This window comes from Bradyrhizobium sp. LA6.1 (genome assembly GCF_040547805.1).
In the GTDB taxonomy this organism is placed as follows: Bacteria; Pseudomonadota; Alphaproteobacteria; order Rhizobiales; family Xanthobacteraceae; genus Bradyrhizobium; species Bradyrhizobium barranii.
Genome location: NZ_JBEPQK010000003.1, coordinates 48,530 through 64,758 on the forward strand (window position 1 = coordinate 48,530; position 16,229 = coordinate 64,758).

At 63.5% G+C, this 16,229-nt stretch carries 17 protein-coding genes; 13 read left to right on the forward strand and 4 right to left on the reverse strand.

The window, feature by feature from the left end; genetic code table 11:
* Window positions 1–25 precede the first annotated feature (25 nt).
* On the forward strand, window positions 26–373 hold the full coding sequence (locus ABIB99_RS07380) for a hypothetical protein (protein ID WP_014494873.1): 348 nt from the start codon (window positions 26–28) through the stop codon (window positions 371–373).
* 89 nt (window positions 374–462) lie between these two features.
* On the forward strand, window positions 463–1,749 hold the full coding sequence (gene mtnK, locus ABIB99_RS07385) for an S-methyl-5-thioribose kinase (RefSeq protein ID WP_354175330.1): 1,287 nt from the start codon (window positions 463–465) through the stop codon (window positions 1,747–1,749).
* Between the two features lie 13 nt (window positions 1,750–1,762).
* Here the strand turns inward: mtnK and ABIB99_RS07390 are convergent, their stop codons facing one another.
* Window positions 1,763–2,638 (reverse strand): hypothetical protein, encoded by an 876-nt coding sequence (locus ABIB99_RS07390; RefSeq protein WP_354175331.1) that lies wholly within the window; start codon window positions 2,636–2,638, stop codon window positions 1,763–1,765.
* A 252-nt stretch (window positions 2,639–2,890) separates the two neighbouring features.
* Between ABIB99_RS07390 and ABIB99_RS07395 the strand changes: the two genes are divergently transcribed.
* The 6 genes from ABIB99_RS07395 (at window position 2,891) to ABIB99_RS07420 (ending at window position 8,730) form a co-directional block, all read left to right on the forward strand.
* Entirely contained in the window at window positions 2,891–4,480 is a 1,590-nt protein-coding gene (locus ABIB99_RS07395; RefSeq protein ID WP_094184000.1) for an ABC transporter substrate-binding protein, read from the forward strand.
* A gap of 60 nt (window positions 4,481–4,540) precedes the next feature.
* Entirely contained in the window at window positions 4,541–5,464 is a 924-nt protein-coding gene (locus ABIB99_RS07400; protein ID WP_063982990.1) for an ABC transporter permease, read from the forward strand.
* Window positions 5,461–6,282: an ABC transporter permease gene (locus ABIB99_RS07405; RefSeq protein WP_135216793.1), complete on the forward strand. Its 822-nt coding sequence runs from the start codon at window positions 5,461–5,463 to the stop codon at window positions 6,280–6,282. Before ABIB99_RS07400 ends, ABIB99_RS07405 begins: the two co-directional genes overlap by 4 nt.
* Window positions 6,279–7,259: an ABC transporter ATP-binding protein gene (locus ABIB99_RS07410; RefSeq protein WP_135216794.1), complete on the forward strand. Its 981-nt coding sequence runs from the start codon at window positions 6,279–6,281 to the stop codon at window positions 7,257–7,259. The genes ABIB99_RS07405 and ABIB99_RS07410 overlap by 4 nt, the downstream gene beginning before the upstream one ends.
* On the forward strand, window positions 7,252–8,304 hold the full coding sequence (locus ABIB99_RS07415; protein WP_354175333.1) for an ABC transporter ATP-binding protein: 1,053 nt from the start codon (window positions 7,252–7,254) through the stop codon (window positions 8,302–8,304). The genes ABIB99_RS07410 and ABIB99_RS07415 overlap by 8 nt, the downstream gene beginning before the upstream one ends.
* Before the next feature lie 207 nt (window positions 8,305–8,511).
* Window positions 8,512–8,730, forward strand: a complete 219-nt coding sequence (locus tag ABIB99_RS07420) for a hypothetical protein (RefSeq protein WP_028149073.1) — start codon at window positions 8,512–8,514, stop codon at window positions 8,728–8,730.
* A 1,059-nt stretch (window positions 8,731–9,789) separates the two neighbouring features.
* Here ABIB99_RS07420 and ABIB99_RS07425 read toward each other — a convergent pair.
* Window positions 9,790–10,296 carry a methyltransferase family protein gene (locus ABIB99_RS07425; RefSeq protein ID WP_135217340.1) on the reverse strand — a complete coding sequence of 169 codons (507 nt, stop codon included), beginning with the start codon at window positions 10,294–10,296 and terminating at the stop codon, window positions 9,790–9,792.
* A gap of 258 nt (window positions 10,297–10,554) precedes the next feature.
* Between ABIB99_RS07425 and ABIB99_RS07430 the strand changes: the two genes are divergently transcribed.
* A complete protein-coding gene (locus ABIB99_RS07430) occupies window positions 10,555–10,830 on the forward strand; it encodes a hypothetical protein (protein WP_167767920.1) in 276 nt (91 codons plus the stop codon).
* A 108-nt stretch (window positions 10,831–10,938) separates the two neighbouring features.
* Here the strand turns inward: ABIB99_RS07430 and ABIB99_RS07435 are convergent, their stop codons facing one another.
* Complete coding sequence (locus ABIB99_RS07435; protein WP_354175334.1) at window positions 10,939–11,565, reverse strand: LysR family transcriptional regulator; 627 nt, start codon at window positions 11,563–11,565, stop codon at window positions 10,939–10,941.
* Between the two features lie 20 nt (window positions 11,566–11,585).
* On the opposite strand from ABIB99_RS07435, the gene ABIB99_RS07440 reads away from it, so the two are divergent.
* The 4 genes from ABIB99_RS07440 to ABIB99_RS07455 all read left to right on the forward strand — a co-directional run bounded on the left by ABIB99_RS07440 (window position 11,586) and on the right by ABIB99_RS07455 (window position 14,938).
* Window positions 11,586–12,563 (forward strand): VOC family protein, encoded by a 978-nt coding sequence (locus ABIB99_RS07440; RefSeq protein WP_244623056.1) that lies wholly within the window; start codon window positions 11,586–11,588, stop codon window positions 12,561–12,563.
* Between the two features lies 1 nt (window position 12,564).
* Entirely contained in the window at window positions 12,565–12,951 is a 387-nt protein-coding gene (locus ABIB99_RS07445) for a RidA family protein (protein ID WP_063982996.1), read from the forward strand.
* Between the two features lie 41 nt (window positions 12,952–12,992).
* Complete coding sequence (locus ABIB99_RS07450; protein WP_354175336.1) at window positions 12,993–13,682, forward strand: L-2-amino-thiazoline-4-carboxylic acid hydrolase; 690 nt, start codon at window positions 12,993–12,995, stop codon at window positions 13,680–13,682.
* 212 nt (window positions 13,683–13,894) lie between these two features.
* Window positions 13,895–14,938: a medium chain dehydrogenase/reductase family protein gene (locus tag ABIB99_RS07455; RefSeq protein ID WP_354175338.1), complete on the forward strand. Its 1,044-nt coding sequence runs from the start codon at window positions 13,895–13,897 to the stop codon at window positions 14,936–14,938.
* Between the two features lie 250 nt (window positions 14,939–15,188).
* Here ABIB99_RS07455 and ABIB99_RS07460 read toward each other — a convergent pair whose 3' ends face one another.
* Window positions 15,189–16,217 (reverse strand): ABC transporter permease, encoded by a 1,029-nt coding sequence (locus tag ABIB99_RS07460; protein WP_354175339.1) that lies wholly within the window; start codon window positions 16,215–16,217, stop codon window positions 15,189–15,191.
* Window positions 16,218–16,229: the final 12 nt, after the last annotated feature.

Sequence of the window (16,229 nt, forward strand, 5' to 3'; positions counted from 1 at the left end):
GACAATATTGCTTTGGGGGAAACGAATGACTTTTCAGCGGATCGTCATCGCGCTTCTGGTGCTGATCGTCGCCGGCCTTGGCGCCATCGGCTATTTCGAGTGGAAGATGGCCGTGCAGGTCCGAACGCTGAAGGCGTTCGTCGAGGGCTCTGTCTTCAACGAAGCCGTGATGGCCTGCGAGCAGGCCAAGAGTTCGACGCCGTTCAAGTGGAACGGGGGCAAGAGCACCTCGGTGATCGGCCTGAACTCGGTCAAGCTGGACAAATACACCGTCAGCGCCAGCTACACGCTGGTGGCGGACAGCGTCTATTGTGATTACGATCCCATCAAAAGAAAGGCCGAGATCGGCTCAAGCTTCCTGGAGCGGGAGTAACGATCCGGCCATGCCAAGAGCATGATCCGGAAACGTGCGAAGCGGTTTTCCGATAAGATCGTGCTCAAATATCATGGGGTGGGATCGTCATGGCCGACGCGGGGGACTACCGGATTCTGCATGAGGCGGCCTTGCGGGACTATCTCGCGGGCATATCCGACCTGAAGGCACTGCTCGGTGGCGAGCCGGCCGCCTGGGAGATCACCGAGGTCGGCGACGGCAATCTCAATCTCGTCTTCATCGTCAAGGGCACGCGCGGCGGCGTCGCCGTGAAGCAGGCGCTGCCCTACGTTCGCCTCGTCGGCGAGAGCTGGCCGCTGCCGCTGTCGCGGGCCCATTACGAATATCTCGCCTTGTCGAAGCAGGCCCAGCTCGCGCCCGGCCTCGTGCCGGCCCTGCTGCACCACAACGAGACGCTGGCGCTGACGGTGATGGAGCTGCTCGAGCCCCACATCATCATGCGCAAGGGGATGGTCGCCGCAACGCAATATCCCGGTTTCGTGGACGACATCACCACCTTCATGGCGCGCACCCTGTTCTTCACCTCCGACCTCGCCCTGTCGGCGGCCGAGAAGAAGCAGGGCATCGCCGCCTTTGCCGGCAACCACGCGCTGTGCAAGATTACCGAGGATCTGATCTTCACCGATCCCTACCGCATTGCCGAGCAGAACCGCTGGACCGCGCCTTATCTCGACGGCCTGGCCGCAGAGCTGCGCGATGACATGGAGCTGCATGTCGCGATCTCCCGGCTGAAGCTGAAGTTCATGGCAGGCCCCGAGGCGCTGCTTCACGGCGATCTCCACACCGGCTCGATCATGGTGACGGAGAGCCAGACGCGGGTGATCGACCCCGAATTCGCGTTCTACGGCCCGATGGGATTCGACGTCGGCGCCGTGCTTGCGAACCTCCTGATTGCCTATTTTGCCTCCGCCGGCCACGAGCGCGCGCCGGGCGAGCGGCAGGCGTTCGAAAGCTGGGTGCTGGAGACGGTCGAGCAGGCGTGGAGCGAGTTCGCCCGCAAGTTCCTCGATCTCTGGCGCGCTGGCGCCACCGGCGATGCCTATCCGGTCACGCTCTTCGCCGGCGAGAAGGGCGCCGCACGCCTGGAAGCCGAGCGGCAGGCTTACATGCAGCGGCTTTTCACTGACACCGTCGGCTTCGTCGCCGCCAAAACCCTCCGCCGTATCTTCGGCCTCGCCCACAACATCGATTTCGAGCTGATCGAGGACCCGCGGAGGCGGGCGATCAGCGAGGCGCGCGCGGTGCGGCTGGCGAGGGCGATGATGGTGGAGGCGGGGGCATTTCCGAACATCTCGGACGTCACCGGCGCAGCGCGAAAACTGCGCGATTGGCAGCCGGAGTTTACGAACGGCTAGAGCCCGATGCGCTTCAATAAAGCCGCATCGGCAGCAGGACGCCGTCCGTGCCGGCCAGCAGACCCCAGGTCTCGTTGGCCGCGACCTCGAACTCCCGGCTCTGCGTCGTGCCGCCCTCGACCTTGAGGGTGACCTTGTACTTGCCGGGCGGCAGATCGATCTTTTGGCCGTCAGGTATTTCGGCTGCGGCGGAGTCGGAGTGCGCCAGTTTCTCGCCGGCGTGCGCCGCCAGCTTGATGGTCTGGTCGGCGACGGTGATGACCGCCGCCTCGTCCGACTTGTTGCCGAGCATCAGCTTTACCTGCCTCGGCCTCGGCAGGAGGCCAGCATTCGCGATACCCGGCTTGCGCAGCGAAAGTTCGGCGATCGTCCTGTCGTCCTGACGGGAAAGCCGGAGCAGGACCGGTCCACGGGCCGTCGTGAAGGTGATCACGGCCCGGTCCGGTTCGACCACCGTCTCGATCCAGCCACGCTTGCCGAGCTCGGCGCGATAGAAGCCGAGCACAGCCGCGAGATCGCGCGGGGTCTCGGCGTAGACCGACGTGATGAACGGCGAATTCTTCGCCGTAGCGATGCTCCAGCTCTCGGGCAGTGGCAGGCCGGTGCCCTGGGAAACCCTGGCTTCGAAACCCGTACCTGCGCCCCGTGCGACCGCTCTGACGGGGATGCTGAGCAGTCGTTCGACGAAATTATCCGGAGTGTCATGGCCCCGGACCGCCCACCACGTTTCGTCAAGATAGTCGTTCACGCCGGTGGTGCGACTCCAGCTGAACCGGATGCTGTCCGCCTCGCTGTACCGGCCGAGGCTGGCCGCGACCGGGCTTGCCAGCACGGCCGTGGCGGCGAGCAGTCCGCCCGCGAGCAAGATACCTAGCGTTCGGCGATTCATTTTTTCCGCAATCCCTGGGGCTCAGATAACGATCCTGAGCTTGGTCGCGTTGATCACGAAAAATGTTCACTGCTCTTGGTCGCTCATGATGCACCGCAATCGGCGGCTTGCACCGCTTGGGACGCAACCTGGCCTCCGAGGGTCTCGCGAGCGCCGCGTTCCGGAACCCGTCGCCATCAAAACGAAGCTTGCGTTCGACGGGCTACGAATGATCAAATCCCTGATCGAAATACCTGCGTTGTTGGGGGACACATGATGTTCAGGATGATCGCGATCGTCGCTGGTTTGGGGCTGGCGCTCGCCACCTCGGCGGAGGCCCAGGCGCCGCGCAAGGGCGGAACCATCCGCATGACGGCGCCCTACGGTTCGAGTTTCACGAGCCTGGACATTCACACCACACAGCGCGCCCAGGACGAGATCTACGCCAAGGCGCTGCACCGGTCGCTCTACATCTGGAATTCCGCGGAGGGCAAACCGGTTCTGGAGCTCGCCAAGGAGGACGTGGTCTCGGGCGGCGGTCTCGTTCACACCTTCAAGCTGCGCGACGACGCCTATTTCCACAACGGCCGCAAGATGACCGCCGACGACGTCATCTGGTCCTACAACCGCATTATGGACGGCACCAAGGCCTATCCCGGCGCGCGCTTTGTCCGCATGATCGAGGGCGCGGCCGCGGTCGAGAAGGGACAGGCCAAGGAGATCTCCGGCCTGAAGAAGATCGATGACTTCACCCTCGAAATGAAGCTGACCGAGAAAGTTGATCCGGGCTTCTATTTCTTCACCGCGCTGACCTCGATCTATCCCGCCGACGAGGCCGCCAAGGAGAGCTTCATCCAGAAGCCGATCGGTCTCGGGCCGTTCAAATTCGTCGAGCACGTGCCGGGATCGCGCATCGTTCTGGAGCGCTGGGACCGGTTCTACAAGCCGGGCAAGCCCTACGCCGACAAGGTCATCGTGTCGATCATGGGTGAGGCCGCGGCGCGCGATGTCGCCTTCCGCAACAAGGAGATCGACACGTCGGTGCTCGGGCCCGCGCAGTATGTCGCCTATCAGTCCGACGCCGACCTCAAGGGCACCATCGTCGAGGTCGCCGAGGTCTTCACGCGCTATATGGGCATGAATCCCTCGTTCAAGCCGTTCACGGACAAGCGCGTCCGGCAGGCGATCAACTACGCGATCGATACCGACCTCATCATCAACAAGCTGGTCAAGGGCAAAGCCTATCGCGCCACCAGCTGGCTGCCGCTGACTTCGCCCGCCTACGACAAGGCGATGAAGCCTTACCCCTACGATCCCGCCAAGGCCAAGCAGCTGCTCGCGGAGGCCGGCTATCCCCAGGGCTTCGAATTCGAATGGACCACCAGCCAGAATGAAAGCTGGGGCCTGCCGATCGTCTCGGCCGTGATCCCGATGCTGGACAAGGTCGGCATCAAGGCGAAGGTCAAGCAGGTCGAGACCGCGGTGCTGGCCGAGGTGGTGCGCAGCGGCGACTACCAGGCCTTCATCTATTCCCAGGCGACCGGCCCGGATCCCCAGGCCGCGCTCAAATGCTTCCACTCCTCGACGCCGCAGCCGGCCTGCAACTACATGAACTACAAGAATGCCGACTTCGACAAGCTGATCGATGCGGCAGGGCAGGCCGACGATCCCGCAAAGCGCACCGAGCTGCTGCAAAAGGCCAATGCGCTGCTCTATGAGGAAGCGCCGGTCTGGTTCTTCAACTACAACAAGGCGGTCATGGCGGTGCAGCCGTGGCTCAAGGGCGTTCAGCTCAATGCGACGGAGCTGACCCATCAGAACGTCGAGGACCTCTGGGTCGACGAGACCTCGCCCGCGAAGTGACACGCGCTCTCGCGCTCCCTCCATCGCGACGAGCGGTGGAGGGAGAGAGGAAAAGCCTGGATGCTCTCGTTCCTGCTCCGCCGTCTGCTGCAAACCATTCCGACCGTGCTCGCTGTCGTGCTGCTGGTCTTTGTGCTGTTCAGCGTCGTTCCCGGCAGCATTGTCTCGAGCATGAGCGACGACAGCGATCCCCAAGTCGAGCTGCGCATGAAGAAGCAGCTTGGCCTCGACGATCCCCTCTATTGGCGTTTCGGCGCCTACATCGCCAAGCTCGCGACCGGTGACTTCGGCACCTCGTTCCGGACCCGCGAGCCTGTCACGACCATGATCGCCAAACGGGCCTGGCCGACGCTGCAGCTCATCTTCACGGCCATGACGTTTGCGATTTTGATCGGTGTTCCCCTTGGTTTCATCGCAGCGCTAAAACCCGGGGGCATCGTCGATACGCTTGCCATGGTGCTGGCGGTGTCGGGCCTTTCCATTGCCAAATTCTGGCTCGGATTGGTGCTGATGTATCTGTTTGCGTTGAAGCTCGGCTGGCTGCCGAGCTTCGGCTATGGCGATGGAGGGCTGAAATATCTGCTTCTGCCGGCCGTGACGCTTGGCGTCTCGCCGATGGCGCTATTTGCCCGCACGACGCGCGCTGCGGTCCTCGAGATCATGACCGCTGATTTCGTCCGCACCGCGCGCTCGAAGGGCATGAGCGAGACGCGTGTCGTGAAGTGGCATGTGATGCGCAATGCGCTCGTCATCATTCTCACCACCGTCGGCCTTCAGTTCGGCGGGTTGATGGGGCAGGCGGTCGTGGTCGAGAAACTGTTCTCCTGGCCGGGCATCGGTTCGCTGCTGGTCGACAGCGTGCTCCAGCGTGACATTCCCGCCGTCCAAGGCTCCATTCTCGTGGTGGTGCTGGCCTTTCTCGCGATCAATCTGCTGATCGACGTGCTCTACGGCGTGATCGATCCCAGGATCAGATACGCATGAAGCTCCGCGCCAATCTCATCATCGGCGGCGCGCTGTTCGCGCTTGCGATCCTGGTCGGCCTGCTCGCGCCCTGGCTGGCGCACACCGATCCCGTCCTCGACGCTAACCTCATGAACGCGGAGGAGCCTCCGAGCTGGACCTGGTGGTTCGGCACCGACGACCAGGGCCGCGACATCTATTCCCGCGTCGTCTACGGCGCCCGCGTCTCGCTGACCGTTGGCATCGTCTCGCAGCTCATCAACAGCGTCATCGGCGTCGCGCTCGGCTTGAGCGCGGGCTATTGGGGCGGCTGGTGGGACGATTTCGTCAACGGCCTGACCAATCTGATGCTCGCGATCCCCTCGCTGATCTTCGCGCTCGCCATCATGGCGGTGCTTGGCCCCGGCCTCACGAGCCTGCTGATCGCGCTCGGCCTGACCAACTGGTCCTTCACGTGCCGGATCGCCCGCGCGTCGGCGCTGTCGCTCCGGAGCCAGGGCTATGTCCAGGCGGCAACCGTGCTCGGCTACGGCGATCTGCGGATCATGATCACGCAGCTGCTGCCGAACATGCTCGGCCCCATCGTCGTCATCGGCACGCTGGGCATGGGCAGCGCGGTCCTGTCGGAAGCCGCATTGTCGTTCCTCGGCCTCGGCGTCCGCCCGCCCTTTCCGAGCTGGGGCAGCATGTTGTCGGACGCCCGCGACCAGATCACGACGGCGCCGTGGCTCTCGGTGTTTCCGGGCCTTGCCATCTTCCTGACGGTGCTCGGCCTGAACCTGCTCGGCGACGGCCTGCGTGACATTCTCGATCCCCAGTCGCGGAGCCGGCGGACATGACCGGCGCGCCGCTGATTGAAGTCGAGGATTTGCGCATCGATCTCGACGACGGAGCAAGGCGCGTTGCGGCGGCCGAGGGCATTTCATTCCGGATCGATCGCGGCGAGACATTCGGGCTGGTCGGCGAATCCGGCTGCGGCAAGAGCATCACGGCGCTCGCCTTGATCGGCCTGTTGCGGCAGCCGTTGTCCATCGGCGGCGGCGTCATCCGGTTTGAGGGACGGGAGATCCAGCACCTTTCCGCGGCCAGGCAGCGGGAGCTGCGCGGCAATCGCATCGCCATGATCTTCCAGGAGCCGATGACGGCGCTGAACCCGGTCTCGCCGGTGGGGCGGCAGATCGCCGAGATGTTCGTGCTGCACAAGGGCAAGAGCTGGCGGGAAGCCAACCAGCTCGCGGTCGAGGCGCTGGCGAGCGTCCGCGTCCCCGCACCGGAGCGGCGCGTCAACGATTACCCGCACCAGCTGTCCGGCGGCATGCGTCAGCGCGTCATGATCGCCATCGCCCTCGCATGCGGTCCGGACCTCCTGATCGCCGACGAACCGACCACCGCGCTCGACGTGACCGTGCAGGCCGAAATCATCGAGCTGATGCGCAATCTGTGCGCCGAGAGGGGGACGGCGATCCTGATGATCAGCCACGATCTCGGCCTCGTGGCCAATGTCTGCCGCCGTGTCGCCGTCATGTATGCCGGCCGCATCGTCGAGGAGCGCGGCTCCGCCGATATTTTCCGGGCGCCTTCGCATCCCTATACGCAGGGCCTGGTCGCCTCGCTGCCGCGGCTGGGCAGTCGGGCCGCGCTTGGCCGCACCAGGCTCAAGGAGATCGCGGGCGTGGTTCCAGCCATCACGAATTTCCCGGATGGCTGCCGGTTCAATCCGCGCTGTACGCAGGCCACCGAGATCTGCCGCACGGTTGCGCCGCAGACGGATTTGCTGGAGGCCGGCGGTTTCGTCCGGTGTTACCACCATGCATGAGCCGCAAGCCATGCAGGGGGAAGCGAGGCCGGACGACGACCTCATTCTCAGCATCGAGGATCTCGCGGTTCATTTTCCGATGGGGGGCGGCTGGCTCGGCCGCGGCCGGCGGGTGCTCCGTGCCGTCGACGGAGTCGATCTCAGGCTGAGACGAGGCGAATGCCTCGGCCTTGTCGGCGAGTCCGGCTCGGGCAAGTCGACGGTCGCATTGTCGATCCTGGGTCTGTTGACGCCGACGCGCGGTCGCATCGTGCTGGACGGGCAGGTGGTGACGAACAGGCAATCCGGCGACCGAAAGTCGCTTGCCCGCACCGTGCAGATCGTCTTTCAGGATCCCTACGCCTCGCTCAACCCACGCCAGACCGTCCGCCGCACGCTGGAAGATCCCCTGCGTGTGCATGGTGTGACCGCAAAAAGCGAGATCGAGGACCGCGTTGCGACGATGCTGCGGCATGTCGGCCTGCGGCCGGAGCAGGCCGACCGCTATCCGCATGAATTCTCCGGCGGCCAGCGCCAGCGCATCGGGATTGCGCGCGCCCTGATCCTCAATCCCAGGATCGTCATCTGCGACGAGCCGGTATCGGCGCTCGACGTCTCGATCCGCGCCCAGATCATCAACCTGCTGCTGGAATTGAAGGACACGCTCGGTCTTTCCTACATCATGATCAGCCACGACCTCGGCGTCGTCGAGCACATGAGCGACCGCGTCGCCGTCATGTATCTCGGCCGGATCGTCGAGAATGGCCACTGGCGCGAAATCTTCGAACGGCCGGCGCACCCCTACACGCAGGCCCTGATCGCCGCCATCCCCGATCCGCTGCGTCATGCGCCGCTAGCAACGACGGGGGGCGACCTTCCCAATCCGCTCAATCCGCCGAACGGATGCGCCTTCAGCCCGCGTTGCCGGTACGCGGAGGCCGTGTGTCGCCACGAGCCCGGTCCGGTGCTGGAAACGCGCGCCGATGGACATGAGGTGAGGTGCTGGCGGGCTGACGAGGTTGCGGGGCAGACGCAATTGGCTTCGACCGAGGGCGGGCATCCCTAGGGATGGAAGGCGCGTCCGTCGCGGTCAAAAGCGTCGCTCCAGCGGCCCGCTAGCCACGTCCGGTTTGTCCTGACAGGCGGACGATTTTTGGGATCCGCCCATGGGCAATCGCCTGGGGTTGATCCTTGGCGCGGTCCAATCGCGTACCGCCCTATTTTCATGTGTGCTACATGGTTGGGTAGCAAAATGTAGCAGGAAAGGCAGATCATGACTGACGATCAGGTCAATCTCGTCGTTCGGCACCTTTGCGAGCAATTGCACTTGGCGCTCCGGTTGAAGGGCAGCGAAGCACATCCACCAAACGCCAAGGATATTGGATTCGATCCGGCCTCTGTGAGAACCGTATTGCTGACCGGCTTGCGTTCGGCGGGTGTCACGACCCACCACGAGGCGGTCGGGAAGAGCGAAGAGCCGCCGTGGTCCTAAACACAAAACGCGGGACAGAGGCCCCGCGCCGATGTCTCAGCTGGGTCAGCAGCAGACAAATCCACGACAGCGTCCATAGGTCCGTTAAGGGCCAACAACCGACGTTCGATATATCGTCCGTTCGCATCTCGGAACCGCGTTGCGGACGCCGTAGTTAACTGCTCGATTGTATTCGCTTGACAAACGGCGGTCTCCACTGACCATCGAGGATATTGCTCTCGCCCAGTGGACGCGGATGTAAAGCGAGAACTGGCCACTCGCAGGCGGCCAGTTGCTCTCTTTGTCTACTTGTCTACGCTCTGTGATTTTGGCACCAGCGCGCAGCGTCAACCAACCGTCCCGACATCGAACGTTCGCTTCGCAGGGAACGTTGGCGGCATCTTGCCGCTCGCCTCAGCGCCAGGTTGCCGGTTCGCAGGGAGGCTTATTAAACGGACCTCCGGCATAACTGCCAACGTCTGGAGCCCGGACACAGTGAACGACGTTAGAGGTGGGGACGACTGCACCGGTTTTGTCGCGCCACGCCGACCTACGCCAGCTTGCCGGTTCGCAGGGAGGCTTATTGAACGGCCCTCCGGCAAAACTGCCAACGTCTGGCGCCCGGATGCAGTGAACAACGCGGGACGGATGGACGGCTGCGCCGTTTTGGTCGTACCACGCGGCCATGGCCGGACTAGCGAACATGGCCGCGGCGATCAATCCTACCGAAGCAAGCTTCCTCATTTGCGCGTCTCCTTATGTGTCAATGATTGAACGACTGACTATCCTTTGCGGCTCATTCCTACCGAAGAGACTGCAAGCAACATTTTGCGGTATCGACTATGCACATCATCAAGGTTGATCTATATCAACTTCGCCCGAATACGGCGGCTGATGACCGCTCTGGGTCAAACTACGAAAAACTCAACCTGAGCAAATTCAGTCCGCTATGCCCTATTTGATCGGACCTCAATGAGGCGTGCCGCCACTTCGCTGATGGGCCCAATTGCAGACAAACTTTGTTGAGGAGCCTTCGAGAAGCTCATCAAAAATCAGCGCCGAGGTCATGCGCTACGGCAGCTACCGACCGCCTCGCCACGCAGTTAGGCGCGGGATCCAACGCGGCACATTGATGCAGAACGCTTCGTATTCCGCGCCGAATGACCTTTTTAGCGTCGGCTCTTCGTAGCCCACGACAAAAAGGTGGAAGGCGAGCCAGACGACTGCGCCGTAGGCGAACAGCCCCCAATCGCCGAACAGGAGCGCCTGGCCGAAAATGACGGCGGCGACCGCCACGTAGATTGGATTGCGCACATAGCGATAGAGGCCGGTAACGACGAGATGTTGGGTCGGGGCGATCGGCGCCGGCGTGCCGAGCCCCTGCAGTGCGAAACGCGCGAATGAATCCACGAGCCCGGCTAAGCCGGCAAGAATTAGCGCGGCGCCGACGAAGCGCGTGAGCTCGACGCCGAGAAACGGCAACCTGAACTCCCAGCGTGAAATCCACCACGGGACCACCCCAGCCACCACGCAGGGCGCGAACACGAAGAAGATGGCGGTGCCGATGACAGCAGCAGTTCTTGGCATAGACACGATCCGTTCCCTGCTATTTTAACACACCGCACCGGGAGCGCGTCAGGTCCGCCTTGGGTCATGAACGACAAAGCTTGAACTGAGCACAATAGGTCTGCTTTCGGGCAAATTGCTACCAATCCGCGCTCGTTGTCCTGACAATGAGTGCAGCTAGCGCGCTACGGCGCGGAAGGCCCGGCGCGGACAACACCGGTGTTTCTGCTATAGTGCGATGTTCGAACTTGCGGGGCGGCTGCTTCAAGGGTTGAAATCATGCACAGAGCATCTGGATCATTACTACTTGCCTTCGTTTTTATTCTATTTGCTCCGCAAGTGCGGGCGCAGCAGATTCCGGCCGAAACCGTTCAGGGAATGCTTGCGGCCCAGATACGCACGCAAGGCTTCACTTGCGAAAAGCCACTCGGCGCAAAGAAGAACACGAAGGCGTCTCGACCTGATCGCGACGTTTGGGTTCTTAGATGCAGCAACGCCATGTATAAGATCACGCGGGTTCCCGATATGGCGGCGAAGGTCGAACCGCTGCCGTGAGCTCGGTGGTCTCTACGGGACCAGCGCCATGATGGACTTGTGCCGGTGTTTTGCCCGACGTCTCAAACGTCCTAGCGGCGAGGGCTCAAGCCATGCCTCACGGTCGCCTTAGCTTCCGCTGATGCCGACCAGACGCGGGCGGCGGTTTGCGAGCGGGTTCTCGGCTGGCAGGGCGCGCAGCCAGTCGCGGAAGCTGACGATCTCGGGGCAATCCGCGGTGCCTTCAGGCGCGATCAGCCAATCACCGAGGCCTGATCCCTCATTGACCCGGTCGCAGCGATAGCCCGGATAGCGGCCGAGACCGCGGGCGATCAGCAGCTCGACCTTGCCCTCGACCAACTCGTGCAGGCCGGCCGGCTGCAGCACCCGCAAACCGATCTCCGCATGCGCGCTGCGAAACTCCGCCAATTCGAGCCGGCGCAGGTCGAAGCGGCCATGGACCCCCAACTGCAGCAGCACCGCGCCCGCCGGCTTCAATTGCGAGGTCGCCTCCGCAATGTGGCGAAAACCTTCGGAGACCCCGGGCAGATAGGCCTGACCGGCCGCGGTGAGAATGAGCTGCTTATGCAGCCGCTCGAACAGCTGCACGCCGAGGCGTGCCTCCAGCGCCTTCACCTGCTGTCCCACGGCGGCAGGTGTCACGTGCAGCTCGTGCGCGGCCAGCTTGAAGCTGAGATGCCGGGCGGCGGCCTCAAAAGCGCGGAGCGCGTTGAGCGGGGGAAGGGCGTAGGTCATCGCACCGCAGTTTGACACCGATGGGCCTTGGCCTTGCAATAGATTTTCTTGCGCTGAACCGCAGCAACAATGCTTTGATCGGCGCCGTCATCGCCGGATACGGTCGGCCCGCAATCCGGAGACCCCCCATGCCCCGTCGTTTAGATCATCTCGTCATTTGCGTCCGCGATCTGGAACAGGCCGCGCTGGATTGGCAGCGGCTCGGCTTCAACCTCACGCCGACCGGTGTGCATCCGTTCGGAACCAGCAACCGCCTGGCGCAGTTCGCCGACAATTTTCTGGAGTTGCTGGCCGTCACCGACAATGCGTTGGTGCCGCCAGCCACGCCGGGCCATTTCAGCTTCGCGGCCCACAACCGCGATTTTCTTGCGACCGCCGAGGGAATGTCGATGCTGGTCTTGCACAGCACCGACGCCCATGCCGATGCAGTGCGTTTTAGGGCCGACCGCATCGGCGACTATGCGCCGTTCGATTTCGGCCGCGACGCGGTGCTCCCGGGCGGAGGCACGGCGCGCGTCGCGTTTTCGCTGGCCTTTGCCACCGATCCCGCCATGCCCGGGATCGCGTTCTTCACCTGCCAGCAGCGTCACCCGCCGGAACTGTTCTGGAAGGCGCAGTATCAGCGTCATCCCAACGGCGCGCTCCGCGTGGTCGAGGTGGTGATGTCGGCGGCGGAGCCGGCGGCGCATCGCGATTTCCTCGAGCGCCTCACGGAAGGCACGGCCGAGCTTGCGCCGGGGCGGCTGACGATTGGTGAGCGCGGCAATCATATCACCTTGCTTGGCCCGTCCGAGCTGGCGCGCCGGTTACCGGGCCTCGCGAACAGCGCTTCGCCGCGCTTTTGCGCGGCGCGTCTGGCGGTCGCTGATCTGGATGCGACAGGGCGAACACTGAAACACAACGGCGTCGGCTTCGCGATGACCGGTGCCGTGCTGTTGGTGCCACCCGCCACCGCGCATGGTCTGGCGCTCGAATTCGTCGAACAGGAGGCAAACTGACATGGCTCACATCGTCAACCACAATCCCGCAACGGTCCATCCTCCCGCCGGCGGTTACAGCATGGGACTTGAATTGACGCAGCATCGCCGCCTGTTGTTCGTCAGCGGCCAGGTGCCCGAGAAAACCGACGGCACCGTGCCCGAAGGTTTCGAGGCGCAATGCGAGCAGGCCTGGCGCAACGTGATCGAGGTGCTCGCCGCCGCGGGGCTTGGCGTCGAGCATCTGGTCAAGGTCACCACGTTCCTGACTGACCGGACTCAAGTCGTGACCAACCGCACCATTCGCAGCAAGGTGCTCGGCGAACATCGGCCGGCGCTGACGGTCGTGGTCGTCGAGACCGTCGACAGCAAATGGCTGCTGGAGATCGAGGCGATCGCCGCGGAATGAAACCGGCTTCGCCAACCCTGCAATGAGCCCTCAGGTGTCCAATGGCTGAGAACATCCATCCCTTCTACCAGACGCATCGGAGCGCCATGGAGACCGCCATGCGCGATCGGCTCGACCTTGCCGAAGCGATGCTGCGCGAGCGCACGCTTCTCACCGACATCGACGGGATCAGGCGGGAGGCGATGGGCGAATTCGAGATTATCCTCACCCAAATGCCCTATGTCGGCGGCGCGGCAAGCCGCATGAGTGATTTCTTCATGCGTCTCATGGGCTTTATGGCCATCAGCCGGGTGCTGCGACGACACGGCGTGCCGGTGCCTGTGATTGGCGAGATCGAGCGAGACACCTACAAGGCGCAATTGCTGACCGTATCAGAAGCGGAGCGTCTCGCCTCAGGGCGGCAATTCATGTCGCCGGAGAACCAGGACTTGCTGCGCGAGCAGGCGGCAGGGAGCGTCACAAAAGCTCATCAGGAAGAGTTTCCGGAAGACTTCGTCTACGATTTCGTAGAGCCGGGTCCGCAAGACAGATTCGAATTCGGCATCAACTACAAGGCCTGCGGCTTCTGCAAGCTCGCAGCGCGCCACGGGGGCAAGGACATCCTGCCGAATATCTGCGGCCTCGATTTCGTTGCCTACGCAGCGCGCGGCATCCGCCTGGAGCGCACACAAACATTGGCGGGCGGCGCGAGCCACTGCAATTTCCGCTTCTCGCGGCACCCCCCGGATTAGGCCTTGAACCCATAAATCGGCTGCGCTGGCGGCTCGCGAAAGTCCGCTATGCCCCGGTAGCGATCAAATTGCGCATCGCATGCTTTGAGCCAGATCAAGGTAGAACTTCAGGCCGGCCATATCCTCAATGCTTGCCGACGTGGCGATGCAAAGTAGTTTGCGGCAGTGTGCCCGTCCTTGCGCTGGATCACGACATTGCAAGGAGATCGCCGATGATGGAGCCGCGCAATCGAGTTGTTCAAGTCAGCCTCTTCGGTGATCCCGAGAGGCTGGAGGTGGTCGACGCTCCCTTGCCGACCGCCAGCCGGGGCGAGATACGGGTCCGTGTACTTGCGTCGAGCCTCAACTACACCGAGGTGTTGATCAGGCGCCATCTATACCCGCAAACGATGGGCCTCCGGCCGCCGTTCGTAATGGGCTACGACGTGGTCGGGGCAATCGATCAGCTCGGTGAAGGCGTGCACGACTTTCAGATTGGCGACCGCGTGGCCGACATGACGGTGGTCGGGTCAAACGCCGACTATCGCACGCTTCGAGCGAACGACGTGGCCCGCGTGCCGGAGGGCGTAGACGCGGCGGAGGCGGCCACACTGATCTTGAGCTGGACGACCGCGTACCAGCTTCTGCACCGCGCGGCCCGGGTCCAGCGAGGCCAGCGCGTGCTCGTGCACGGCGCCGCCGGCGCCGTCGGCCAGGCGCTGCTCATGCTCGGGAGATTGGCCGGCATCGAGCTGTGGGGCACCGCGCGCGGCGAGCACATGGCGCTCGTCCGAGAGCTAGGGGCAACGCCGATCGACTACAAGCATGAGGACTTCACGCGGGTCCTGCCGGGCGGGTTCGACGTTATCGTCGACGGCGTTGGCGAAGACGGCTATCGCCGCTCATACGCGGCGCTCAAGCCAGGCGGCCTGCTCTGTGCCATCGGTTTCTCGGCGAGCGTGCAAGCACAGCGTCGCATGCTCCCTATCGTGATGGAGATCGCGCGCCTTTACCTGTGGAGATTGTTGCCCGGCGGCAAGCGGGCCCGGTTTTACTCGGTAAATGCCATGCGGGCGCGACATCCCACCTGGTTCAAGGAGGACTTGGAGCGTCTGTTCGGGCTTTTGGCAACTGGTGCCATCCGGCCGCGCATCGCCGAGCGGATCTCCTTCGACGAGGTCGCCGATGCTCACCGTCGCCTCGAGACTGGTGGCCTCGAGGGCAAGCTCGTGCTGTGCCCGGATCTCTCGTCGCGACACAACCAGCGCGCCGCCTGAAACGGCGCTCCAGACATGTATCCGCGGATAGATTCCTGGATTGCTTCGCTGCGCTCGCAATGACGGAGTTTGGGTCGCGGTCCTGAGCCCATCGGCCTTAAAGGCACGGCGCCATGATGACGTTGTGCTCCTGTTTTGCCCGACGTGTCAAACGTCGTTGCGGCGGGGCGGCAAGCCACCTCGCGCCAAATTCTTCAATGATTTGTACTGTGCATGGGGTTGTTTTCACGTTTTTTGTTTTGAGGGCCGTCTACTCCGCCGTTTTTTCCCTGAGCCGCTGCGCGTAGACGTTGATGACCAGCGCCGCCAGCAGGATCAGGCCGCGGATCAGGATCTTCAGGAAGCTGTCGATGTTGACGTGGTCGAGGCCGTTATTGAGGACACCGAGAACGAACAGCCCGACGATGGTGTTGCCGATGCCGCCGCGGCCGCCGAACAGGCTGGTGCCGCCGACGACGACGGCGGCGATGGAGTCGAGCAGATAGGTGTCGAACTCGTTCTGCTGCGCGCTGCCGAAATGGGCGACGCCGAGCATGCCGCCGATGCCCGAGCACACCGCTGAGATCACCATGACGGCGCCGAGGATGAGCTTGACGTTGAGGCCGGAATATTCGGCCGCCTCGCGGTTGCCGCCAACCATGTAGACGTAGCGGCCGAAGCGCGTGTAGGTCAGCACCAGATGGCCGCCGAGCAGCATGATGGCCGCGACGATGACGATCCAGGGGATGCCGCCGATCGAGCCCGAGCCGAGCGTGGTGATCAGGCCGGGCACCTTGTAGGCGATCTGGCCGCGCACCAGCAGCGCCGAGACGCCGGCCGCGATCTGCATCATGGCCAGCGTCATGATGAAGGAGGGGATGCCGATCACGGTCAGGCCGAGCGCGTTGACGAGGCCGAGCAGCGCGCAGAGCAGGATCGACAGGATGATCGCGACCGCGCCGGGCAGGGGGATGTTGGCGATGTTGACGTAGGATTCCTGCAGCGTGAAGTAGGCGACCGCGATGCCGGTGACGTTGGCGATGCTGGCGATCGAGAGGTCGATCTCGGCGCAGAGGATCACGAAGGTGAGGCCGACCGCGATGATGCCGGTCACCGACACCTGCGTCAGGATGTTGCCGAGGTTGTCCAGCGTCGCGAAGGAGGGGCTGGCAAGGGCGAAGAAGGCGGAGAGGAAGATCAGGGTGAGGAACGGCGCGATGTTGCGCATCTGCGAGCGCAGGAAGGGCGCAACGCCGCGCGGCCGCCGACCCGCCGCCAAAGCCGTCTCACTGCTCGCCATGGTGCTTCTCCG